This is a genomic window from Streptomyces sp. NPDC048411, assembly GCF_040704695.1.
Classification (GTDB): Bacteria; Actinomycetota; Actinomycetes; order Streptomycetales; family Streptomycetaceae; genus Streptomyces.
The window spans coordinates 60,331-81,036 of record NZ_JBEZKL010000009.1 but is presented as its reverse complement, the minus strand read 5'-3'; the positions used below and the strand labels follow the sequence as shown (position 1 = coordinate 81,036).

Annotated in this window: 23 protein-coding genes and 4 tRNA genes; 17 read left to right on the top strand and 10 right to left on the bottom strand. The window is 69.1% G+C overall.

The genetic code is table 11. The annotated features are described in order from the left end of the window. The first annotated feature begins 20 nt into the window (after positions 1-20). The 4 genes from AB0915_RS05860 (at position 21) to htpX (ending at position 4,753) form a co-directional block, all read left to right on the top strand. Entirely contained in the window at positions 21-1,571 is a 1,551-nt protein-coding gene (locus AB0915_RS05860; RefSeq protein ID WP_366689898.1) for an NADH-quinone oxidoreductase subunit M, read from the top strand. Continuing rightward, positions 1,568-3,109 (top strand): NADH-quinone oxidoreductase subunit N, encoded by a 1,542-nt coding sequence (locus tag AB0915_RS05855; protein WP_366689872.1) that lies wholly within the window; start codon positions 1,568-1,570, stop codon positions 3,107-3,109. Before AB0915_RS05860 ends, AB0915_RS05855 begins: the two co-directional genes overlap by 4 nt. A 106-nt stretch (positions 3,110-3,215) precedes the next feature. Beyond that, positions 3,216-3,677, top strand: a complete 462-nt coding sequence (gene mscL, locus AB0915_RS05850; protein ID WP_366689871.1) for a large conductance mechanosensitive channel protein MscL — start codon at positions 3,216-3,218, stop codon at positions 3,675-3,677. A gap of 212 nt (positions 3,678-3,889) precedes the next feature. Then, a complete protein-coding gene (htpX, locus tag AB0915_RS05845; RefSeq protein WP_366689870.1) occupies positions 3,890-4,753 on the top strand; it encodes a zinc metalloprotease HtpX in 864 nt (287 codons plus the stop codon). Between the two features lie 213 nt (positions 4,754-4,966). Here htpX and AB0915_RS05840 read toward each other — a convergent pair whose 3' ends face one another. Next, positions 4,967-5,368, bottom strand: coding sequence for a YccF domain-containing protein (locus tag AB0915_RS05840; RefSeq protein WP_266365332.1), 402 nt, complete (start codon positions 5,366-5,368; stop codon positions 4,967-4,969). Between the two features lie 111 nt (positions 5,369-5,479). On the opposite strand from AB0915_RS05840, the gene AB0915_RS05835 reads away from it, so the two are divergent. Together AB0915_RS05835 and AB0915_RS05830 are read left to right on the top strand one after the other, a co-directional pair. After that, positions 5,480-6,037 (top strand): SMI1/KNR4 family protein, encoded by a 558-nt coding sequence (locus AB0915_RS05835; protein ID WP_366689869.1) that lies wholly within the window; start codon positions 5,480-5,482, stop codon positions 6,035-6,037. A 99-nt stretch (positions 6,038-6,136) separates the two neighbouring features. Beyond that, complete coding sequence (locus AB0915_RS05830) at positions 6,137-6,409, top strand: GlsB/YeaQ/YmgE family stress response membrane protein (protein WP_037687965.1); 273 nt, start codon at positions 6,137-6,139, stop codon at positions 6,407-6,409. 15 nt (positions 6,410-6,424) lie between these two features. Here AB0915_RS05830 and AB0915_RS05825 read toward each other — a convergent pair whose 3' ends face one another. The 3 genes from AB0915_RS05825 to AB0915_RS05815 all read right to left on the bottom strand — a co-directional run bounded on the left by AB0915_RS05825 (position 6,425) and on the right by AB0915_RS05815 (position 8,303). Further along, positions 6,425-7,084, bottom strand: a complete 660-nt coding sequence (locus AB0915_RS05825; protein ID WP_366689897.1) for an alpha-ketoglutarate-dependent dioxygenase AlkB — start codon at positions 7,082-7,084, stop codon at positions 6,425-6,427. A gap of 30 nt (positions 7,085-7,114) precedes the next feature. Continuing rightward, complete coding sequence (locus AB0915_RS05820; RefSeq protein WP_366689868.1) at positions 7,115-7,624, bottom strand: methylated-DNA--[protein]-cysteine S-methyltransferase; 510 nt, start codon at positions 7,622-7,624, stop codon at positions 7,115-7,117. Positions 7,625-7,814: 190 nt separating this feature from the next. Further along, on the bottom strand, positions 7,815-8,303 hold the full coding sequence (locus AB0915_RS05815) for a YajQ family cyclic di-GMP-binding protein (protein ID WP_030926258.1): 489 nt from the start codon (positions 8,301-8,303) through the stop codon (positions 7,815-7,817). A gap of 169 nt (positions 8,304-8,472) precedes the next feature. Here AB0915_RS05815 and AB0915_RS05810 point away from each other — a divergent pair. Further along, positions 8,473-8,554: transfer RNA gene (locus tag AB0915_RS05810), tRNA-Tyr, on the top strand. Positions 8,555-8,820: 266 nt separating this feature from the next. Here AB0915_RS05810 and AB0915_RS05805 read toward each other — a convergent pair. The 3 genes from AB0915_RS05805 to AB0915_RS05795 form a co-directional block, all read right to left on the bottom strand. Next, a complete protein-coding gene (locus AB0915_RS05805; RefSeq protein ID WP_366689867.1) occupies positions 8,821-9,048 on the bottom strand; it encodes a hypothetical protein in 228 nt (75 codons plus the stop codon). 263 nt (positions 9,049-9,311) lie between these two features. After that, positions 9,312-9,968: an SDR family oxidoreductase gene (locus AB0915_RS05800; protein WP_366689866.1), complete on the bottom strand. Its 657-nt coding sequence runs from the start codon at positions 9,966-9,968 to the stop codon at positions 9,312-9,314. A gap of 34 nt (positions 9,969-10,002) precedes the next feature. Beyond that, positions 10,003-11,274: an amidohydrolase family protein gene (locus AB0915_RS05795; RefSeq protein WP_366689865.1), complete on the bottom strand. Its 1,272-nt coding sequence runs from the start codon at positions 11,272-11,274 to the stop codon at positions 10,003-10,005. 370 nt (positions 11,275-11,644) lie between these two features. On the opposite strand from AB0915_RS05795, the gene AB0915_RS05790 reads away from it, so the two are divergent. The 8 genes from AB0915_RS05790 to AB0915_RS05755 all read left to right on the top strand — a co-directional run bounded on the left by AB0915_RS05790 (position 11,645) and on the right by AB0915_RS05755 (position 16,473). After that, a tRNA-Thr gene (locus AB0915_RS05790) sits at positions 11,645-11,717 on the top strand. A gap of 47 nt (positions 11,718-11,764) precedes the next feature. Continuing rightward, a tRNA-Met gene (locus AB0915_RS05785) sits at positions 11,765-11,837 on the top strand. A gap of 89 nt (positions 11,838-11,926) precedes the next feature. Then, a complete protein-coding gene (rpmG, locus tag AB0915_RS05780) occupies positions 11,927-12,091 on the top strand; it encodes a 50S ribosomal protein L33 (RefSeq protein WP_003956487.1) in 165 nt (54 codons plus the stop codon). Positions 12,092-12,208: 117 nt separating this feature from the next. Then, positions 12,209-12,661 carry a MaoC family dehydratase N-terminal domain-containing protein gene (locus AB0915_RS05775; protein ID WP_366133233.1) on the top strand — a complete coding sequence of 151 codons (453 nt, stop codon included), beginning with the start codon at positions 12,209-12,211 and terminating at the stop codon, positions 12,659-12,661. Beyond that, positions 12,661-13,089, top strand: coding sequence for a MaoC family dehydratase (locus AB0915_RS05770; protein WP_366689864.1), 429 nt, complete (start codon positions 12,661-12,663; stop codon positions 13,087-13,089). The genes AB0915_RS05775 and AB0915_RS05770 overlap by 1 nt, the downstream gene beginning before the upstream one ends. 162 nt (positions 13,090-13,251) lie before the next feature. After that, entirely contained in the window at positions 13,252-13,800 is a 549-nt protein-coding gene (locus AB0915_RS05765; RefSeq protein WP_366689863.1) for a helix-turn-helix domain-containing protein, read from the top strand. Positions 13,801-13,893: 93 nt separating this feature from the next. After that, complete coding sequence (locus AB0915_RS05760) at positions 13,894-15,324, top strand: DHA2 family efflux MFS transporter permease subunit (RefSeq protein ID WP_366689862.1); 1,431 nt, start codon at positions 13,894-13,896, stop codon at positions 15,322-15,324. 93 nt (positions 15,325-15,417) lie between these two features. Further along, positions 15,418-16,473 (top strand): UDP-N-acetylmuramate dehydrogenase, encoded by a 1,056-nt coding sequence (locus AB0915_RS05755; RefSeq protein ID WP_366689861.1) that lies wholly within the window; start codon positions 15,418-15,420, stop codon positions 16,471-16,473. 13 nt (positions 16,474-16,486) lie between these two features. Here the strand turns inward: AB0915_RS05755 and AB0915_RS05750 are convergent, their stop codons facing one another. Continuing rightward, positions 16,487-17,122, bottom strand: coding sequence for an NAD(P)H-binding protein (locus AB0915_RS05750; protein ID WP_366689860.1), 636 nt, complete (start codon positions 17,120-17,122; stop codon positions 16,487-16,489). A gap of 86 nt (positions 17,123-17,208) precedes the next feature. On the opposite strand from AB0915_RS05750, the gene AB0915_RS05745 reads away from it, so the two are divergent. Beyond that, on the top strand, positions 17,209-17,814 hold the full coding sequence (locus tag AB0915_RS05745) for a TetR/AcrR family transcriptional regulator (RefSeq protein WP_366689859.1): 606 nt from the start codon (positions 17,209-17,211) through the stop codon (positions 17,812-17,814). A gap of 49 nt (positions 17,815-17,863) precedes the next feature. On the opposite strand, the gene AB0915_RS05740 is transcribed toward AB0915_RS05745, so the two are convergent. Together AB0915_RS05740 and AB0915_RS05735 are read right to left on the bottom strand one after the other, a co-directional pair. Next, positions 17,864-18,889, bottom strand: a complete 1,026-nt coding sequence (locus AB0915_RS05740) for an adenosine deaminase (protein ID WP_366689858.1) — start codon at positions 18,887-18,889, stop codon at positions 17,864-17,866. A gap of 240 nt (positions 18,890-19,129) precedes the next feature. Continuing rightward, complete coding sequence (locus AB0915_RS05735) at positions 19,130-20,356, bottom strand: pyridoxal phosphate-dependent aminotransferase (protein ID WP_366689857.1); 1,227 nt, start codon at positions 20,354-20,356, stop codon at positions 19,130-19,132. Positions 20,357-20,581: 225 nt separating this feature from the next. Between AB0915_RS05735 and AB0915_RS05730 the strand changes: the two genes are divergently transcribed. Next, a tRNA-Trp gene (locus AB0915_RS05730) sits at positions 20,582-20,654 on the top strand. Positions 20,655-20,706: the final 52 nt, after the last annotated feature.

The following is a 20,706-nucleotide window of genomic DNA, read 5'->3' as shown; positions in this document are numbered from 1 at the left end:
TCGATATCAGCGAATCCGTGATGCAGTTCCTTCTCGCGTTCATCGTCGTCGGCCCGCTCATCGGCGCCGCCGCCGCTCTCCTGCCCGCCCCGCCCGGGCTGAAGGGAAAGAGCCCCGACCAGGCCGTGCTCCGCCACGGCGTGACCGTCACCGGCGCGATCCTCATCGCCGCGATCGTCCTGGCCCTCGGCTTCGACCACGCCCACCCGTCGAAAATGCAGGCCACCACCGACATCAGCTGGATCCCGGCGCTCGACGTCCGCATCCACCTCGGCATCGACGGCATCTCGCTCCCCCTTCTCGTCATGACCGCGCTGCTGACCTTCCTCTGCGCGCTCTACAGCTACTTCAAAATGCCCGAGGGCCCCTCCCCGAAGGCCTTCGTCGCGCTCGTCCTCGTCCTCGAGTCCGGCACCCTTGCGACCTTCGCCGTCCTCGACCTGCTGCTGTTCTTCCTGGCATTCGAGATGGTCCTCATCCCGATGTACTTCCTCATCGCCCGCTGGGGCGGCGCACAGAAGCAGGCCGCCGCCTGGAAGTTCATCCTCTACACACTGCTCGGCTCAGTGATCATGCTGCTGGGCCTGCTCCTCATCGGACTGACGAGCGGCACCTTCGACATGGTGGCACTCGCCACTGACAACGGCCGTGGGCTCACCTCGTCCGTGCAGGTCATCGCCGTTCTCGCCGTCGGCGTCGGACTCGCGATCAAGACCCCGATGTGGCCGCTGCACAGCTGGCTCCCGGACGCCCACACCGCCGCCCCGACCGTCGGCTCGGTGCTCCTCGCGGGCGTCCTGCTGAAGATGGGCACGTACGGATTCGTCCGCATCCTGCTCCCCATCACCCCCGACGGGATGCAGACCTTCGCGCCCTACCTCGCCGCCTTCGCCGTCGTCGGCATCGTCTACGGATCCCTCGCCTGCCTCGCGCTCGCCCGCCCCGGCTCCAAGGGCGACCTCAAGCGCCTGATCGCGTACTCCTCCGTCGGCCACATGGGCTTCGTGCTCCTCGGCATCGCGAGCATGACCCCCACCGGCGTCAACGGCGCGCTCTTCGCCAACATCGCCCACGGCCTCATCACCGGCCTGCTGTTCTTCCTGGTCGGCGCAGTCAAGGACCGCTACGGCACCGCCGAGCTCGACACCCTCTCCGGCGCCACCGGGGCCGCCCTCTACGGCCGCGCCCCCCGCCTCGGCGGTCTCCTCGCCTTCGCCGCGGTCGCCTCGCTCGGCCTGCCCGGCCTCGCCGGATTCTGGGGCGAGATGCTCGCCCTGTTCGGCGCCTTCGACCCGGCCGGCGGCCTCAGCCGCCCCGCCTTCCTCACCTTCATGTCGATCGGCGCGTTCGGCACCCTGCTCACCGCCGCGTACATGCTCATCGTCGTACGCCGCGTTTGCATGGGCGAGAAGCGCGAGGAGCCGCACCGCATCGCCGACATTCAGACGTACGAATTCGCGGCCTGGACCCCGCTCGCCGCCCTCACCGTCCTCGCCGGCTTGTGGCCCGCCGTCCTCCTCGGCCTCACCGACCCGGCCGTGCAGAAGCTCCTCGCAGGAGGCAAGTCGTGACCACAGCGGCCGAGACCACCAGCCTCGTCCAGTCCGTCGACTGGCTCGCCATCGCGCCCCCCGTCGTCGTCGCGACGGTCGCCCTGATCATCCTCGTCGCCGACCTCTTCCTCCCCCGGGAGCGCAAGCCGCTGCTCGGCTGGGCGACCATCGCCGGACTCGTTGCCGCACTCGCCTTCCTCGTCCCGCTGCGCGGCGGCGACCGCTCCACCTTCTGCCTCACCACCGGCACCGGCACGGCCTGCAGCTACACGGCCGACCACTTCGCCCTGGTCATCCAGTTCCTCGTCCTCGGCGGCGCGCTTCTCACCGCACTGCTCTCCCTCGGCGACATCCGCAAGCTCCCCGCGGGCGAGTTCTGGTTCCTGCTGCTGTCCTCCGCGGCCGGCGCCGCACTCCTGCCCGCCGCCCGCGACCTCGCCACCCTCGTCGTCGCCCTCGAAGTCGCCTCCCTGCCCGCCTTCGCCCTCGTCGGCATCAAGCGCGGCGACCGGCGCTCCTCCGAGTCAGCCCTGAAGTTCTTCCTCTCCTCGGTCGTCGCGACCGCCGTCACGCTCCTCGGCGTCAGCTTCGTGTACGCGGCAACCGGCACCCTCCACCTCACGGAACTCGCCACCCGCCTCGGCAACGTCCCAGGTCAGCTCGACACCCTCGCCCAGGCGGGCGTCGCCCTCACCCTCGTCGGCTTTGCCTTCAAGACAGCCGCCGCACCCTTCCACTTCTGGGTCCCCGACACCTACATCGGCGCCCCGCTCCCCGTCGCCGCCTACCTCTCGGTCGTCGGCAAGGCAGTCGGCTTCTCCGGGCTCATCCTCGTCACCGTGATCGGATTCCCGTCGTACGCCGACGTCTGGGGACCCGCACTCGCCGTCGTCGCCGCACTCACCATGACCATCGGCAACGTCGCCGCCCTCCGCCAGACAGCCACCCGCGCCCGCAGCGCCGTACGCCTGCTCGCCTGGTCGTCCGTCGCCCAGGCCGGCTACCTCCTGGTGCCGATCGCCTCCGCCGCGTACTCCAGCGACGACCAGATCGGCTCCACCGTCGCCTACGCCCTCATGTACGCCGTCGTGAACCTCGGTGCCTTCGCGGTGGTCGCCCTCGTCTCCCGCACAAGCCTGGACAACCGTCTCTCCGACTACCGCGGCCTGTACGCCACCCGCCCCCTCGCCGCCCTCGCCATGGCCTTCTTCCTGCTCTGCCTCGCCGGACTGCCGCCAGGCATCGTCGGCCTCTTCGCCAAGGTCACGGTCTTCTCCGCCGCCGTTGACGCAGGCCTCGGCTGGCTCGCGGTCGTCATGGCCGTCAACGTCGTGATCGCGCTCTACTACTACCTCCAGTGGACAGCGGTACTCTTCCGCGGACCGGAAGAGCCCGAGGCGGCGGCCCCAGCAGGCACAGAGGGCACGGCACCCACCCTGCGCGTGACCGCACCGGCGTCCCTCACCGCCGCGATCGCCCTCACCGCCGCCGTCGGCATCGTGCTCTCCGGAGCCCCGCAGCTCGTGCTCAGGTTCGCCGCAGTCAACCTCTTCTGACCACGCACCGACCCTGCCCAAGATCGGCTTGCCCCGGCCGGACCGCACAGGGCAGGGTCATGCCCGCACACCACGCATACGTACACACAAAAGAGGAGCCAGGGCAGTGCTGAACGGGTTCAAGGACTTCATCCTGCGCGGAAACGTGATCTCCATGGCGGTCGGACTCGCCGTCGGAGCCGCGTTCACCGCAGTCGTCACAGGATTCAGCAACGCATTCATCGTGCCGCTGATCGGAGTCATCACCCGAGGCACCGGAGACTTCAGCAAGGCCACCTTCCAGGTCGAGGGCGTGAATTTCCCCTACGGCCTGTTCGTCAGTGCCTCCATCGCTTTCCTGATCACCGCCGCCGTCCTCTACTTCTGCGTCGTCGTCCCCATGGCGAAGGTCCAGAGCCGCTTCACAGCCAAGGCCGAGGAGAAGGTCGACATCAAGGCCGCCCTGCGCGACTGCCCCCGCTGCTACACGGCCGTCCCGGCCATCGCCTCCCGCTGCGCCCACTGCACCAGCGAGATCAAGCCCGACCCCGAGGCCCTCGCGCTCGCCGGAATCCCCGCCCAGCGCTGACCCACCCCCGCAGCCGCCCGCACCGACACCGCGACACCCGTACGGCCCAGTGCCTGCTCCGGCCCGAACAGCCGGACAGGCCCCGCCCTCCGGCCGCACGCACAAGGGAACTAGCTCTCCTCGCCTGGCGTTGACCAGTACGGGAGGCTCCACTGGGGAGTGGAGCACCACCCAGCAAGGGTTCCCCTGCTGCACCACTTGGAGGGCGTACCGTGCACCGCCGGCACAACGGGCTGAGAACCGCCGTACTCCTCGGGGGCCTGTCCGCACTCATCATCGTCATCGGCAGTTTCTTCGGACGTACAGGCCTGATCGTCGCGCTCTTCGTAGCCGTCGGCACCAACGCCTACGCCTACTGGAACAGCGACAAACTCGCCCTACGGGCCATGCGGGCCCGCCCGGTCAGCGAATTCGAGGCGCCACAGCTCTACCGCATGGTCCGCGAACTCTCCACCGCGGCCCGCCAACCCATGCCACGGCTCTACATCTCCCCGACCCAGGCACCCAACGCCTTCGCCACCGGCCGCAACCCGCGCAACGCGGCCGTGTGCTGCACCGAAGGCATCCTGCAGATTCTGGACGAACGCGAACTGCGAGGCGTCATCGGCCACGAACTCAGCCATGTCTACAACCGCGACATCCTGATCTCGTCAGTCGCCGGAGCACTCGCCTCCGTCGTCATGTTCCTGGTCAACTTCGCATGGCTGATTCCGGGCGGCCGGTCCAACGACGACGAAGGCCCCGGCATCCTCGGCATGCTGCTGATCATGATCCTCGGCCCGCTCGCCGCGAGCGTCATCCAACTCGCCGTCAGCCGCTCCCGCGAATACGAGGCAGACGCCTCGGGCGCCCAACTGACCGGCGACCCCCTGGCCCTCGCCAGTGCCCTGCGCAAACTGGACGCAGGAACGAAACAGCTCCCCCTGCCCCCCGAGCCGAGGATCGAGACCGCGAGCCACATGATGATCGCGAACCCCTTCCGCCCCGGCCAAGGCATGTCCAAGATGTTCTCCACGCACCCGCCGATGGCGGAGCGCATTGCCCGACTTGAGCAAATGGCAGGTCATCGCCCGTGAGGACGATCCGTGCGGACGCCCCTGGTGGACGTCGGAGAAGAACAGACCGAAGAAAATCCACAGAGGGAAGCCGAACACAGCGAGCACGCCGATCGCCGGTTCGGCCAGACAGCCGCACCCCGTCAGTCGGTTGCTGGTCCTCGCGTACGTATTGTCTTCCCCCGTGCCGCCATTGAGCCGCATCCCCTACCGGGGAACGACGACAGCATCCTCCTAGCGGGCTCCGAACGCTTCGTCGGTCGTGACCACCTCTCGGCCCAGCGGCATGAGCGAGATGGGGATCATCTTCAGGTTTGCCCAGCCGAACGGGATTCCTATGATCGACACAAACAGCGGGATGCTTGTGATCAGGTGCCCCAGTGCGAGCCACCACCCGGCGAAGACGAGCCAGATCACGTTACCGACGCACGAGGGCGCACCCGCGTCGGGCCGCTCCACGGTGGTCCGCCCGAATGGCCACAGCACGTAGCCGGCGATTCTCAGCGAGGCGATACCGAACGGGATCGTCACGATCAGGACGAAGCAGATGATCGCAGCGAGCAGGTAGCCAAGGGCCATCCAGAACCCACAGAAGACCACCCACAAGACGTTCAGGATCAGCTGTACGAGCTTCATGATCACTAGCCTTCCGCACGTTTCGCCTGTCAGGGCTGTTCAAAGCCAGTATCGGTCCCGGAACCGAAGAGGGCTCGCCTGAATGTCAGTGCCGTCCTCCACCATGAACCCATGAACGACACCGAGCAGTTGCTGACGGCCGTGGAGAAGACAGCGCACACCACCCCACGGTGGGAGAGGTACCCCCTCCCGGCAGCTCTGTCCACCCAGGACATCGTCCAGGCCGAAGCGGCCCTCGGCTTCGCGCTGCCGCCACTGCTGACTGCCCTCTACACCCGGATCGCCAACGGCGGCTTCGGCCCGGAATACGGTCTGCTGCCCCTCACCGGCAGCCCCGCCCCCGACGGCGAGCACTCCGCCGTCGAGCAGTACCTCGCCCACCGCAGATCCGCGAGCGAGGAAGGGCAGTGGCCCTGGCCGGAAGGCGTACTGCCGATATGCACCCTGGGTTGCGGCATGTACAGCTGCGTGGACTGCCGCACCGACCGCACCACCGTCCTGCTCTTCGAGCCGAACGCCGACGAACCGCAGCACGCCTGGTACATCGACCAGCCCGATCTTGCCACCTGGCTGCGCACATGGCTGGACGGAGCGGGCTGGTACGGGGAGGACGCCGACGACGAAGCAATGGACCTGCAGCCCTGGCCGGACTACAACACCCGCATATGAACAGGCTGTGAGCTGACGCGCATCCCGCTCGACCAGCAACCGTCCACGCCCACCCGACGTCTTGGATTCCACAGCCAAGTGAAGGGTAGGTTCGGCAGCATGACCATTATCGGTTGGATCATTCTCGGACTGCTTGCCGGAGTCATTGCCAAGGTGCTGCTCCCGGGCCGCGACCCGGGCGGGCTGGTCGGCACCACCCTCATCGGGGTCGCCGGCGCCTTCATCGGTGGCTGGATCTCCTCACGCTTCCTCGACCACCCCATATCCAAGAACTTCTACGACACCGCGACATGGATTTCGGCCATCGGCGGCTCGCTGGTACTGCTCATCGCCTACCGGCTGCTCTTCGGGAACTCCCGGGACCGGCACTGACATCCCGTCCGCGCCTCAGATACCCAACCCGGTCTCGCGCAGGGTCAGATTGAGCCGGCCCCTGCTCATGCCTGTCGCGGGATCGGCCGTCCCCGGACAGACTTTCGGCACACCGTGGAACGCGAAGCGTGACTCGCCACCGAAGACGAACAGGTCACCGGAAGCCAACTCCACATCCGTATAAGGCCGTCCGCGGTCCTGCGTGTTGCCGAAGCGGAAGACACACGTATCACCGATGCTGAGCGAGACCACCGGCGCACCGGACCGCTCCTCCTTGTCCTGGTGCATGCCCATCCTTGCCGCGCCGTCATAAAAATTGATCAGCGCGGTGTCCGGCGCGTACGTCCCGACCGGACTCTCCTCCCCGTACGCCTCGACCAGCGCTGCCCGCCCCAACTCCGCCAGCCAGTCCGGAAAATCGGCGACCCGCGCCCCGTTCACATCATCCGCCGTCCGCGAATACCGGTACGGCTGCCAGTGCCACCCCACACAGACCGTCTGGACGGACATCACCCCTCCGCCCGGCAACACCGTGTGCCGCAGGGGCACCGGCCCCCGCGCCCACTCCCGGCAGGCCTCGACCAGCATCCGCTGGCGCTCCACCGGCAACCACTCCGGCACATGCACGGCACCCGGCGCCACGACAGCCCGCGACCTCGGGAAGAGACCCGCCATGTCGCCCACCGCCCATCCGTACGCAGCCGCTCAGCGCGCGGTCAGAGCGCCTTCCAGCCCCAGAAGCCGCTCCTTGCACTCCAGCTCGCCCGCGTAACCCCGCAGGGCCCCGTCCGCACCGATCACCCGGTGGCACGGGCGCACGACCAGCAGCGGATTGCGGCCGATCGCCGTCCCCACGGCCCGCACACCCGCCCCGGGTGCGCCGATCCGCTCGGCGATCTGCCCGTAGGACACCGTCTCCCCGTACGGGATGGTGTCCAGCGCGCCCCACACCCGTCGCTGGAACTCCGTGCCCCGACCCTCCGCGTACGCGATGTCGAAGCGGGTCAGCCGCCCTTCGAAATACGCCCTCAGCTGCGCGGCGATCCCGGCGAAGACCTCCGGCGCATGGACCCACCCGTCCTGGACGACCTCGGCGCCTTTCTGGCCCGGCAGGGAGAGCGAGGCGAGCGCCACACCGCCGGCCGCGGCCGGTGATTCCTCGCCGACCAGCAGCAGTTCACCCAGTGGGCTGTCGACGATCGCGTACATGGTCATGGCCGGTCTCTCTCCTCTCCGTACAGGGCGACGAATCACCCGCATCGCCGTTCCGTACGGACAAGTCTGCGACCGCCCGCCACCCGCGACCGGCGGTATTCGGACATCACATCCGATGGGGTGCGAGGCGGGCCGGTGCGCACCCCCGGCCTGCCCCACCCGCGCCCGGACGGACGACCGGAAGACGGACCTACCGGTAGTTCACGAACTGCACGGCGAAGTCGAAGTCCTGGCCCTTCAGCAGCGCCTGCACGGCCTGCAGGTCGTCCCGGCTCTTCGAGCTGACCCGCAGCTCGTCGCCCTGGACCTGCGCCTTGACGCCCTTCGGACCCTCATCGCGAATGATCTTCGCCACCTTCTTGGCGTTCTCCTGGGAGATGCCTTCCTCGATCGTGGCGAAGATCTTGTACTCCTTGCCGGACAGCTGCGGCTCGCCCGCGTCCAGCGACTTGAGCGAGATGCCCCGCTTGATCAGCTTGGACTGGAAGATGTCGAGGATCGCCTTGACCCGCTCCTCGCCGTTCGCCTCCATGAGGATCTTCTCGCCGGACCAGGAGATCGAGGCGCCCGTGCCCTTGAAGTCGTAGCGCTGCGAGATCTCCTTGGCGGCCTGGTTGAGGGCGTTGTCGACCTCCTGCCGCTCGACCTTCGAGACGATGTCGAAACTGGAGTCGGCCATGACGTGTGGCTCCTTGCGTCGAATGCTTGTGGGGTACGACGTAAAGCCTAGCCATCGCCCACCGCCACGAGTACTGATCAATCAGGTGGCGGAGCACCCCAGGTCATCAGGTATCGTTTACGTCGTCGCCAAGGAGCCCCGCTCAACGGAGTTCCAAGGAGTCGTTCGAGGCGGTGTGCCCGAGTGGCCAAAGGGAGCAGACTGTAAATCTGCCGGCTCAGCCTACCCAGGTTCGAACCCTGGCGCCGCCACTCGAACAGAGCCCCTGACCAGCACAAATGGTCAGGGGCTCAGTCATTTTCTGCCCCTTTCACGAACAGTCCTACCGTGGTTCGAACCGCTGCTAGCAGCGACGCCCGCCCTGTTCGCTCCGAGCGTTCCACGCTGCGCCGAGCCGGCCCGGCCCCGTGGGGATCCGGTGGCGCGCAGTCCGGTCCGGTGGGAGCGGAAGAGGGTCTCCAGCCGACTGGCCGGAGACCGGGGTGCCGCATTCGCCGCCTGCCGGCCTGGTGGAGCTTCAGCCCGGGACTGGCCCCCGCCGAACGGTGTCCTCCGCCCCGGCGCGCAGCCGGGGAAGGGGGAAGCGCGGGCTCCACAGCCGGCGGCAGGCGGTGCAGCCCTGGGCGGACGGTTTTTTGCCACTGGGGGTCTCGTCCGCGGTGAGCGCCGTCAGTGACGTCCGGTCCCAGTGCGCGGCGATCGTCGCCTGTCCGATGCCGGCGACGAGGCTGCTCAGCCGGCCCACCCGTTGCGCGAGTTGGCGTCCGGTCAGCTGTTCGCCGGAGTCCTCGCGGAGGCCGCGCGCGACCCGGCAGGGGCTGTGCGGATCAGAGCTGTTGAGCGACGCATGGGCCCTCCTCCCGGCGGAACTTACGAGCCGTCGGGAGGATCAACGACGCGGGCGGCTGATGGTCACCCGTTCGGCCGAAGATGCGTCGTACGAGGGAGGGCGGGGGAGAGCGGAGGAGGGGGCGTTCAGGGCTCTGTATTTCTCCCCCGTCGCCCCGTTCAGTTCCCCGCGACATCCTTCATCGCCACCGCCAACGGCACGTTCCCCGAGATCAGTTCCAGGGTCAGTCCCGCTGTCGCCGGGGTGTCCAGCAGTTCCAGCAGCGTCGCCGCCACGTCGTCGCGCGGTACCGTTCCGCGCCCCGTCGAGGCTGCCAGCAGAACCTGCCCCTTGCCCGCGTCGTCGGTGAGCATTCCGGGGCGCAGGATCGTCCAGTCGAGTGCGGTCCTGGAGCGTACGTAAGCGTCGGCGGCGCCCTTGGCCCGCAGGTACACGTCGAAGACCTCGTCGCCCGGGTGGTCCGGATCGGCACCCATGGAGGAGACCACGATGCAGCGTCGTACGCCCGCCCGTTCCGCCGCGTCCGCGAACAGCACTGCCGCACCGCGGTCCACCGTGTCCTTGCGGGCCGTACCGCTGTTCGGGCCCGCGCCGGCCGCGAAGACTGCCGCGTCGGCGCCGCGCAGCACCTCGGCCACTTCGTCCACGGAGGCCGATTCGAGGTCCAGGACGACCGGTTCGGCGCCTGCCGACCGGAGGTCCTCGCCCTGTCCCGGGTTGCGGATGATGCCGACCGCTTCATCTCCGCGCGCAGCGAGCAGCCGCTCCAGCCGCAGCGCGATCTGACCATGTCCACCTGCGATGACAATGCGCATAGTCACGACCGTACGCCGCGGCGCGCCGCCCCGCTCAGGACCCGCCGCCCGGCCCGGGTTCGGGGCGGGCCTGGCGGGGCAGATCGAGTGCGACGACGGTCTCGGAGTCGCAGTACTCGCGGACCGCGCTGGTGCGGGCCACCACGCGTCCGCGGTGCACGACGATCCGGCTGTACGCGAGCGAGAGCGCGCCGGAGAGATGTTCGCCGCGTACGGCGAGGAGTTCGGCGGGGAAGCCTGCCTCGACGCGGATCTCGGGCAGCCCCATGGCCTTCCTGGCGGCCGTGGAGACGGCGTCGTACGCGTCCTCGGGGCGTAGGCCGCTCTGGGAGGCGAGCAGGTAGGCGGCCTCCAGCGGGTCTCCGCGGCCCACGGGGTTCGCGACGTCGCGCAGTGCCCCGCTGCCTGCCGCTGTACGCACGCCGGCGGCGCGCAGCAGGCGTACGGGCGCGGTGCCCCTGCGTTCGGTGCCGCAGCAGCCGCCCTGGGGGAGGCAGATCACGGTCACTTCGGCGGCGGCGAGCCGATCGGCGGCGCGAGCCGCGGTTTCCGGGGGGAGCCGGTCGAGGCCGGCGCAGGGGCCTATGGAGACGCCGGGCCGGTGTCCGGCGGCCATGGCGGCGAGCCGGGCGAGGCGGGCGGGGTCGTCGCCGTCCATGTGCAGATCGACGGGGCAGTGGTGTTCGGCGGCGATCTCCAGGACGGCTTCGGTGTATCCGGCCGGGTCGGGGTCGAGCTCGGGGCAGCCGCCGATCACGCCGGCTCCTGTTTTCACCGCGTCGCGCAGCATGGCGAGGCTGTCGGCGCCTGCGATTCCGGTGAGCAGACGGGGTACGGCGACCGGGGTCAGTTCGGTGAGTCCGTGCAGGAAGCGGCGTGCCTGGAGTACTGCTTCGAGGCCGGCGAGTCCGGTGACGTCCCCGATCCGTACGTGTGAGCGCAGGGCGGTGGCGCCGTGGCCGAGTTGCAGCAGAGCGGCTTCGGTGGCGCGGCGCTGGATGTCCTCGGGGTGGTGCGACGCGGGTCCGGAGCTGTCGGGGCCGGTGCTGTCGACGGTGAGTGCGGTGTCGCTGTGGGCGTGGGGTTCCGCCGGGGCGGGGAGCAGGAGATAGCCGCGCAGGTCGACGCGAGGGCCGAGGGCGGTCAGGCTGCCCGTGGTGCCGACGGCCTCGATGCGGCCGCGGCCGAGCCGTACGTCGACGATGCGGCCGTCGGTGAGCCGGGCGCCGCACAGGATCAGGGCGTTGGCTTCGGTGGCGGCGTCGGCGGCGTGGTCGTCGGGCTGCCGCGGCCGGCTGTCGGGCATCGCGCTCCTGGGAGGGTTACAAGATCACGCAGAGTGAATCGAGCCTAGGGGCGTGTACGTCCCGGTTCGAGGAGGAGGGAAATAGTCGTACCGGTGTGGCCTCGTGAGGTGTGCGCGGCGGGTGGGAGGGGTCGGCGCGGTGGCTGTTCCGAGGCCGGCTGGGCATGGCTCGCGGCGCTGGTCGGGTTGCCGGTCACGTGCTGATCAGGCGGCGGTTCCGGCCGCCGGCCGGGCTCCCGGCCGGGTCGTCCGCCGGTCGTGGATCGGGGGTCGGTCGGGGGATCGGGGCAGGGCCGGTCATCACTGCGGCGGCGGGCTCCGAAACGGATTTGGGCGATCGGCGGAGGACCGTGTAATGTCTTCATCGCTCGCCCCAATAGCTCAGTCGGTAGAGCGTCTCCATGGTAAGGAGAAGGTCTACGGTTCGATTCCGTATTGGGGCTCTGGTGATCGGAGAACCCCGCCTCACGGCGGGGGGATCCGTCATCAAAGCGGTGTAGCTCAGTCGGTAGAGCAAGCGGCTCATAATCGCTGTGTCACCGGTTCAAGTCCGGTCACCGCTACTTACGGTAGCCGATTGTGGGGTCGGTCCTTCGATCGGCTACTCTTTTTTGCGTTCATCCGTTCATCCGTCCGTCCAAGGAGCACTCACGTGGCTGCCACCGACGTCCGCCCGAAGATCACGCTGGCCTGCGTGGAGTGCAAGGAGCGGAACTACATCACCAAGAAGAATCGGCGTAACAACCCGGACCGTCTTGAGATGAAGAAGCACTGCCCGCGCTGCAACTCGCACACTGCGCACCGCGAAACGCGCTGAATCAGGCTCGTACACGAGGCCGCCCCCACTGGGGGCGGCCTCGTGTCGTTGTATAGGACTGTCCCGTACAGGGTTGTTCATCGGCCTTTTCGTCTTTCATCAGGAGGTAGCGAGCCCATGGCGCTCGACCAGTCCTTCGTCGGGCGGACCTATCCGCCCACCGCGCCGTACGAGGTCGGCCGGGAGAAGATCCGTGAGTTTGCCGAGGCGGTGGGAGACACCAATCCCGCGTACGTCGATCCGGCGGCCGCCCGGGCGCTCGGGCATTCCGATGTGATCGCGCCGCCCACTTTTGTCTTCTCCATCACGTTCAAGGCTGCGGGGCAGGTGGTGCAGGACCCGCAGCTGGGCCTGGACTACAGCCGTGTGGTGCATGGTGACCAGAAGTTCGTGTACGCGCGTCCAGTGCGGGCGGGGGACCGACTGACGGTCACTTCGACGATCGAGGGCGTCAAGTCCATGGCGGGCAACGACATTCTCGACATCCGTGGTGAGGTCCATGACGAGGCCGGCGAGCATGTCGTGACCGCGTGGACGAAGCTGGTGGCGCGCGCCGCCGAGGAGGCGTGATGACGGCGAAGGTGAGTTACGCATCGGTCGAGGTCGGTACGGAGCTGCCGGCGCAGTCCTTCCGGGTGACCCGCGCGATGCTGGTGCAGTACGCGGGCGCCTCCGGTGACTTCAACCCGATCCACTGGAACGAGAAGTTCGCCCTCGAGGTCGGGCTGCCGGATGTGATCGCGCACGGCATGTTCACCATGGCTGAGGCGATCCGGGTGGTCACGGACTGGGTCGGCGACCCGGGTGCGGTCGTGGAGTACGGGGTGCGGTTCACCAAGCCGGTCGTCGTGCCGAACGACGACAAGGGTGCGCTGATCGAGGTCGGTGCCAAGGTGGCGGCCCTGCTGGACGACAAGCAGGTGCGGGTGGACCTGACGGTGATGAGCGAGGGCAAGAAGGTGCTGGGGATGTCCCGCGCCGTTGTGCGGCTCGCCTGAGCCGTTGTCGAGCCACGCTCATGAGTGAGGGGCACTCTCCGCTGGGGGGTGCCCCTCGCCCGTACTCGTACTCGCGAGGCCCTCGCGTCATCTTTCGGAGCGGCTGTCCCGTACCGCTTGACCAAGTTAGTGATTGAGTACTAACTTAGCTGCATGGTCAGGATGAGTGCAGAGGAGCGGCGCGAGAGCGTCATCCGCGCGGCGATCACCGAGTTCGCCCGCGGTGGGTACAACGCCACGTCCACGGAGGCGATCGCCAAGCGGGTCGGCGTCTCGCAGCCGTATCTCTTCCGTCTCTTCCCCAGCAAGCAGGCCATGTTCCTCGCCGCCTCCGACCGCTGTCTGGCGGACACCCGGAAGGTCTTCGCCGAGGCCAGTGAGGGCCTGGAGGGCCAGGAGGCGCTCCACGCCATGGCGGCGGCGTATCAGCGCCTCATCGTCGACGACCCCGACAAACTGCTGATGCAGATGCAGATATATGCGGCGATCGCGGCGGCCGAGGCCTCCGGGGACCACGAGTTCGGCGAGTCGGCGCGGGCCGGCTGGCTGCAGATGTGGGACGAGGTTCACCTCGCGCTCGGAGCCGATCTCGGCGAGACCACGATCTTCCTCGCGTACGGCATGCTCGCCAACACCCTAGCCTCGCTCGGTTTCCCGGCCAACAGCCGCGTCTGGTCCGGCTTCTACCCCTCGGCGCAGTTGAGGGCCTGAGCGCGGCCGGCCGTCCGAACAGTGCGACCCGGGTTCGGCCCGGTTTTCTGCCAAGCAAAGTTAGTCATTAATAACTAACCCCCAGGGGGAGCAGTGAATCAGCACACGACAGGTCGCTCAGGAGCGGTCTGGGCCCTCGTCATCACCAGCGTGGCCGGTTTCATGGCGGCCCTCGACAATCTCGTCGTCACCACCGCCCTGCCCTCCATCCGCAAGAGTCTTGGCGGGGAGCTGGCGGAGCTCGAGTGGACGGTGAACGCGTACACCCTGACCTTCGCCGTTCTGCTGATGCTCGGCGCCGCTCTCGGCGACCGGTTCGGGCGACGGCGGCTCTTCCTCGCCGGGCTCACCGTCTTCACCGGCGCCTCCGCCGCGGCGGCCCTGTCGTCCGGCATCAACGAGCTGATCGCCTTCCGGGTCGTCCAGGGCATCGGCGCGGCGATCATGATGCCGCTGACACTCACCCTGCTCACGGCCGCCGTGCCGGCCGCCCGCCGCGGCATGGCCCTCGGGATCTTCAGCGCCGTCACCGGACTCGCCGTGGCCAGTGGTCCGCTGATCGGCGGCAGCCTGACCGAGCACATCTCCTGGCAGTGGATCTTCTGGCTGAACGTGCCGGTCGGCCTGGTCCTGCTGCCGCTGGCCCGGCTGCGCCTGGCGGAGTCGTACGCCCCGAACGCCCGGCTCGACATCCCCGGCACGCTCCTCGTCAGCGGAGGTCTCTTCGGCATCGTCTACGGGCTGGTCAACGCCAACGCGGACGGCTGGACCAGCGCCACGGTCCTCACCGGACTGATCGCGGGTTCCGCACTGATGGGCGGTTTCGTCCGCCACGGCTTCCGGGCGAAGAACCCGATGCTGCCGATGCGGCTCTTCCGCAACCGCGGGTTCTTCGGGATCAACATGGCCGGCCTGCTGATGTTCCTCGGGATGTTCGGATCGATCTTCCTGCTCAGCCAGTACCTCCAGGGCGTGCTGGGCTACTCGCCGACCCAGGCCGGGCTGCGGATGCTGCCCTGGACCGGCATGCCGATGCTGGTCGCTCCGATTGCCGGGTATCTCTCCGACCGGTTCGGCGGGCGCCCGGTCGTCGTGACCGGTCTCGCGCTCCAGGCCGTCGGGCTGGCCCTCTTCGCCATGGTCATCGCCCCCGACGCCTCGTACACCGCGCAGCTGCCCGCCCTGATGATCGGCGGTGTCGGCATGGCGCTCTACTTCGCGCCGGCCGCCAGCCTCGTCATGTCGAGCGTCCGGCCCGCCGAGCAGGGCATCGCCTCCGGAGCCAACAACGCCCTGCGTGAGGTCGGCGGCGCCCTCGGGGTCGCGGTGCTCGCCTCGGTCTTCTCCGCGCAGGGCGGTTACGGCTCCGCGCAGTCCTTCACGGACGGGACCGTTTCGGCGGTCTGGATCGGCGCCGGTTTTGTGGCGCTCGCCGCGCTCGTGGCACTGCTGATCCCGGGCCACCGCCCCGCACCGGCGGCGGAGCCGGAGCCGGTCGAGGAGTTGTCCGCCGTCGCCGCCTGATCCGTGGCGCGGTCCGGTCCGACCCCGCTGCCCTGTGTGTACGGTCCGTGGCCCCGCGCGAGCGGTGGTGCCGCGGACCGTACTCTTGTCCCCGTGCTGGAACTCCACGACGCCCCCCTCGCCCCCCTGACCACCTTCCGGCTCGGCGGCCCCGCGGCCCGCCTCCTCACGGCAACGACGGACGCCGAGGTGGTCGCAGCCGTGCGTGAGGCCGACGAGGACGGCACTCCGCTCCTCGTCGTCGGCGGCGGCAGCAACCTGGTCATCGGCGACAAGGGCTTCGACGGCACCGCCCTGCGCATCGCGACCAAGGGCTTCGCGCTCTCCGGTACGACGCTGGAACTGGCCGCCGGCGAGATCTGGACGGACGCCGTCGCCCGCACGGTCGAAGCCGGTCTCGCGGGCATCGAGTGCCTGGCCGGAATCCCCGGCTCGGCGGGTGCGACACCGATCCAGAACGTCGGTGCGTACGGCCAGGAGGTCGCGTCGACCATCACGGAGGTCGTCGCCTACGACCGGTACACCCGCGAAACGGTCACCATCCCGAACGCCGAGTGCGCATTCTCGTACCGCCACAGCCGCTTCAAGGCCGAACCCGACCGCTTCGTGGTGCTGCGTGTCCGTTTCGAGCTGGAAGACGCGGGCGGTCTCTCCGCGCCCCTCAAGTACCCCGAGACGGCCCGTGCCATGGGTGTGGAACAGGGTGACCGGGTGCCCGCGGCGGCGGCCCGAGAGACCGTGCTGCGGCTCCGGGCCGGCAAGGGCATGGTGCTCGACCCGGAGGACCACGACACCTGGTCGGCAGGGTCCTTCTTCACCAACCCGATCCTCGACGGTGCGCAGTACGAGGCGTTCCTCGCCCGTGCCAAGGACCGGCTCGGCCCCGAGGTGACGCCCCCCGCCTTCCCCGCGGACGGGGGACGCACCAAGACCTCGGCCGCGTGGCTCATCGACCGGGCCGGTTTCACCAAGGGGTATGGAACCGGGCCCGCCCGCATCTCCACCAAGCACGCGCTCGCCCTCACCAACCGCGGCGGGGCGACCACTGAGGACCTGCTCGCGCTCGCTCGCGAGGTCGTCGCGGGCGTTCATGACGCCTTCGGCGTCACGCTCGTCAACGAACCGGTGACGGTCGGCGTCACCCTCTGACGCGGGTGTGGCGTCAGTACGCCACGCCCACGCCCTGCTTCACCGCCGCCGGATCGTCGATCAGCGCCAGCATCGCGTGCGCCACATCGGCCCGGGAGATGGACCGGCCGCTGCGCGGATTGCCGCCGTAGACCGTCCGGTACGTCCCGGTCAGCGGCCCGTTGGTGAGCTTCGGCGGCCGGACCGACGTCCAGTCCGTCGCGCTGCGGGCCAGTGCGGCCTCCATCAGCGTCAGGTCGGCATAGACGTCCTTGAGGATCGCCCCGATCACCTTCAGCATCATCCGGTCCAGCAACGGAGCATCCGCGGGCTTCGGCGCGACCGGGGCCGCGCTCACCACGAGCAGCCGCCGCGTCCCCTCCGCCTCCATGGCGCGCAGCACCGAGCCGGTGAGCCGCTCGGCGATCCCGTCGGCCTTCCGGCCGCGCGAGCCGAGTCCGGAGAGCACCGCGTCCCGCCCGGCGACGGCTTCGCGCAGCGCCTCCGGATCGTCGATCCGCGCCGCTGCGTGGACCGTGAGGTCGGAGAGCGGGACCGGCAGCCGTGCCGGATCGCGGACCACTGCCGTCACGTCATGGCCCGCGGCCACCGCCTGGCGGACGATCTCCTGGCCGATGCCGCCTGTCGCGCCGAACACCGTGAGTCTCATTGCGCACCCTCCCCGGGTGGGTAAGTATCCACTCACCTCTAGGGTGAGTGGATACTCACCACGCGTCAAGCATCATTGGAGTGCACATGGAGCAGAAGCCGGCCCGTGTCCGCATCGTCGACGCCGCCCACCAGCTGATGCTCACCATCGGCCTGGCCCGGGCCACCACCAAGGAAATCGCCCGCGCCGCGGGCTGTTCGGAGGCGGCCCTCTACAAGCACTTCCCGAGCAAGGAGGAGCTGTTCGTGGCTGTCCTCAAGGAGCGGTTGCCCAAGCTCAACCCACTGCTGCGGCGGCTGACCGCCGACCCGGCGGCGGGGGAGCGGACGGTCGAGGAGAACCTCACCGAGATAGCCCGCGAGGCCGCGCTCTTCTACGCCCAGAGCTTCCCGATCGCCGCCTCCCTCTACGCCGAGCCGCGGCTCAAGAACCGCCACGACGCGGCCATGCGCGAGCTCGGCACCGGCCCGCACCTGCCGATCCAGGGCGTCGCCGCCTACCTCCGCAGCGAACAGTCCGCCGGCCGCGTCCGACCCGGTGCCGACACCTATGCCGCCGCGTCGCTGCTGCTCGGCGCCTGCGTCCAGCGCGCGTTCGCTTACGACGCGACGGACGAGGGCCGCCCGCCGCAGTCACTCGACGAGTTCGCCGCGTCCGTGGCGCGGACGGTGCTGCACGGAATCGGGGCGTAGCCGGCCCGGTGCGGGCTCACGGGTGGGCCCGGCTCCGGCCGCCGCGCTGTCAGGCCGGCTTCGCCAGCCAGTCGTCGATCCCGGAGAGCAGCCGCCGCCGTACGTCGGGCGGCGCCGCCGACCCCCGTACCGACTGCCGCGCCAGCTCCGCCAGCTCCTCGTCCGTGAACGCGTGATGGCGGCGTACGAGTTCGTACTGCGCGGCCAGCCGGGAGCCGAAGAGCAGCGGGTCGTCCGCGCCGAGCGCCATCGGCACCCCGGCCTCGAACAGAGTGCGCAAGGGGACGTCCGACGGCTTCTCGTAGACGCCCAGCGCCACGTTCGACGCCGGGCACACCTCGCAGGTCACCCCGCGCTCCGCCAGTCTGCGCAGCAGCCGCGGGTCCTCGGCGGCCCGTACGCCGTGTCCGATCCGGGCCGCGTCCAGATCGTCCAGACAGTCCCGCACACTCGACGGGCCGGCCAGCTCCCCGCCGTGCGGGGCCGCCAGCAGGCCGCCGTCCCTGGCGATGGCGAAGGCCCGGTCGAAGTCGCGTGCCATCCCGCGCCGCTCGTCGTTGGAGAGCCCGAATCCGACGACGCCCCGGTCCGCGTACCGCACGGCGAGCCGTGCCAGCGTCCGCGCGTCCAGTGGATGCTTCATCCGGTTCGCGGCGATCACCACCCGCATCCCGAGCCCGGTCTCGCGGGCGGCGGCGCCCACGGCGTCCAGAATGATCTCGATCGCCGGGATCAGCCCGCCGAGCAGCGGGGCGTACGAGGTGGGGTCGACCTGGATCTCCAGCCAGCCGGAGCCGTCGGCGACGTCCTCCTGGGCCGCCTCGCGCACCAGCCGCTGGATGTCCTCGGGCGCCCGCAGACAGGACCGGGCGATGTCGTAGAGCCGCTGGAAGCGGAACCAGCCGCGCTCGTCTGTGGCCCGCAGCTGGGGCGGTTCGCCGCTGGTCAGTGCCTCCGGCAGGCGTACGCCGTACTTGTCGGCGAGTTCGAGCAGTGTCGTGGGCCGCATCGACCCGGTGAAATGCAGGTGCAGGTGAGCCTTGGGCAGCAGGTGAAGGTTGCGAACGGCGTCCATTCACCCTCCGTAACTGTTACGCTCCGACCTGTGCCGCTAGGGCGCCGGGCAGGGCTTGTCCGTCTTGAGGCCGCACAGTAGGCCAAGTGAGAAGCCCCCTGCTGAAGGGGGAGGAGTCACTCCAAGATCCTGCCGTAAAGATCTCGGAACAGGCAGCCCGTTTCACCGAACGAGTGTTGCCTGAACGCATAAACGGGTCTCCGGATTTCACCGGAGACCCGTTCGCGTGTCCGAAGCCGATCAGGCCTTCGCCTCGCCCAGCAGCTTCTGGATCCGCGACACGCCCTCGACGAGGTCCTCGTCGCCCAGTGCGTACGACAGCCGCAGGTAGCCCGGCGTGCCGAAGGCCTCGCCCGGAACGACCGCGACCTCGGCCTCGTCCAGGATCAGTGCCGCCAGCTCGACCGAGGTGGCCGGGCGCTTGCCGCGGATCTCCTTGCCGAGCAGCGCCTTGACCGACGGGTAGGCGTAGAACGCGCCCTCGGGCTCCGGGCACAGCACGCCGTCGATCTCGTTCAGCATCCGCACGATGGTCTGCCGACGGCGGTCGAACGCGGTCCGCATCTCGGCGACCGCGTCCAGGTTCCCGGAGACGGCGGCCAGCGCGGCGACCTGAGCGACGTTGGAGACGTTGGACGTGGCGTGCGACTGCAGGTTGGTCGCGGCCTTGACGACGTCCTTCGGGGCGATGAGCCAGCCCACGCGCCAGCCGGTCATCGCGTACGTCTTGGCGACACCGTTGACCACGATGCACTTGTCGCGCAGGGCGGGCACCAGCGCCGGCAGCGAGGTGAACGTCGCGGTGCCGTAGACCAGGTGCTCGTAGATCTCGTCGGTCAGCACCCACAGGCCGTGCTCGACGGCCCACTCGCCGATCGCCTTGGCGTCGGCCTCGCTGTACACCGCACCGGTCGGGTTCGACGGGGAGACGAACAGGACGACCTTCGTACGCTCGGTGCGCGCCGCCTCCAGTTGCTCGACGGAGACCCGGTAGCCGGTGGTCTCGTCGGCCACGACCTCCACCGGGACACCGCCGGCGAGACGGATCGACTCGGGGTAGGTGGTCCAGTACGGCGCCGGGACGATGACCTCGTCGCCCGGGTCGAGGATCGCGGCGAACGCCTCGTAGATGGCCTGCTTGCCGCCGTTGGTCACCAGGATCTGGGAGGCGTCGACCTCGTAACCGGAGTCGCGCAGCGTCTTCTCCGCAATGGCGGCCTTGAGCTCGGGGAGCCCGCCGGCGGGGGTGTAGCGGTGGTACTTCGGGTTGCGGCAGGCCTCGACCGCGGCGTCGACGATGTAGCCGGGGGTCGGGAAGTCGGGCTCGCCGGCACCGAAGCCGATCACCGGACGGCCGGCGGCCTTGAGGGCCTTGGCCTTGGCGTCGACGGCGAGGGTGGCGGACTCGGAGATGGCACCGATGCGGGCGGAGACCCGGCGCTCGGAGGGAGGAGTTGCAGCGCTCATGGACCCCATCGTCCCAGACCCCGATCCCTGTCGGCACACGGGTTTCAGGGACCGGACAGGACTCGGACAGCATGCGGACAACATGTGGCTACGAGTTGTCGGGAGCTATCTGTTCGACGTCGGGCCGATGAGCACGTACACTCACCTGTCGTTGGCCTTCACCAGCCACACCGTTGCTGCACCCGGGGTACCGGGAAAGATGCGGTAGGTTGGTGGAAACCACAAAGGGTCGTAGCTCAATTGGTAGAGCACTGGTCTCCAAAACCAGCGGTTGGGGGTTCAAGTCCCTCCGGCCCTGCTACACACTCCTTCGCCAGGATGTGTGCGCATGTACGTACTTCAATGCACCG

What these genes read in the sequence shown, in the direction of transcription:
- AB0915_RS05860 (WP_366689898.1), top strand. Translation starts at nt 21, where the DNA reads ATGCAGTTCCTTCTCGCGTTCATCGTCGTCGGCCCGCTCATCGGCGCC.
- AB0915_RS05840 (WP_266365332.1), bottom strand. Translation starts at nt 5,368, where the DNA reads ATGAAGCTCGTACAGCTGATCCTGAACGTCTTGTGGGTGGTCTTCTGT.
- AB0915_RS05835 (WP_366689869.1), top strand. Translation starts at nt 5,480, where the DNA reads ATGAACGACACCGAGCAGTTGCTGACGGCCGTGGAGAAGACAGCGCAC.
- AB0915_RS05830 (WP_037687965.1), top strand. Translation starts at nt 6,137, where the DNA reads ATGACCATTATCGGTTGGATCATTCTCGGACTGCTTGCCGGAGTCATT.
- AB0915_RS05825 (WP_366689897.1), bottom strand. Translation starts at nt 7,084, where the DNA reads ATGGCGGGTCTCTTCCCGAGGTCGCGGGCTGTCGTGGCGCCGGGTGCC.
- AB0915_RS05820 (WP_366689868.1), bottom strand. Translation starts at nt 7,624, where the DNA reads ATGACCATGTACGCGATCGTCGACAGCCCACTGGGTGAACTGCTGCTG.
- AB0915_RS05815 (WP_030926258.1), bottom strand. Translation starts at nt 8,303, where the DNA reads ATGGCCGACTCCAGTTTCGACATCGTCTCGAAGGTCGAGCGGCAGGAG.
- AB0915_RS05800 (WP_366689866.1), bottom strand. Translation starts at nt 9,968, where the DNA reads ATGCGCATTGTCATCGCAGGTGGACATGGTCAGATCGCGCTGCGGCTG.
- AB0915_RS05795 (WP_366689865.1), bottom strand. Translation starts at nt 11,274, where the DNA reads ATGCCCGACAGCCGGCCGCGGCAGCCCGACGACCACGCCGCCGACGCC.
- AB0915_RS05775 (WP_366133233.1), top strand. Translation starts at nt 12,209, where the DNA reads ATGGCGCTCGACCAGTCCTTCGTCGGGCGGACCTATCCGCCCACCGCG.
- AB0915_RS05770 (WP_366689864.1), top strand. Translation starts at nt 12,661, where the DNA reads ATGACGGCGAAGGTGAGTTACGCATCGGTCGAGGTCGGTACGGAGCTG.
- AB0915_RS05765 (WP_366689863.1), top strand. Translation starts at nt 13,252, where the DNA reads ATGAGTGCAGAGGAGCGGCGCGAGAGCGTCATCCGCGCGGCGATCACC.
- AB0915_RS05750 (WP_366689860.1), bottom strand. Translation starts at nt 17,122, where the DNA reads ATGAGACTCACGGTGTTCGGCGCGACAGGCGGCATCGGCCAGGAGATC.
- AB0915_RS05745 (WP_366689859.1), top strand. Translation starts at nt 17,209, where the DNA reads ATGGAGCAGAAGCCGGCCCGTGTCCGCATCGTCGACGCCGCCCACCAG.
- AB0915_RS05740 (WP_366689858.1), bottom strand. Translation starts at nt 18,889, where the DNA reads ATGGACGCCGTTCGCAACCTTCACCTGCTGCCCAAGGCTCACCTGCAC.
- AB0915_RS05735 (WP_366689857.1), bottom strand. Translation starts at nt 20,356, where the DNA reads ATGAGCGCTGCAACTCCTCCCTCCGAGCGCCGGGTCTCCGCCCGCATC.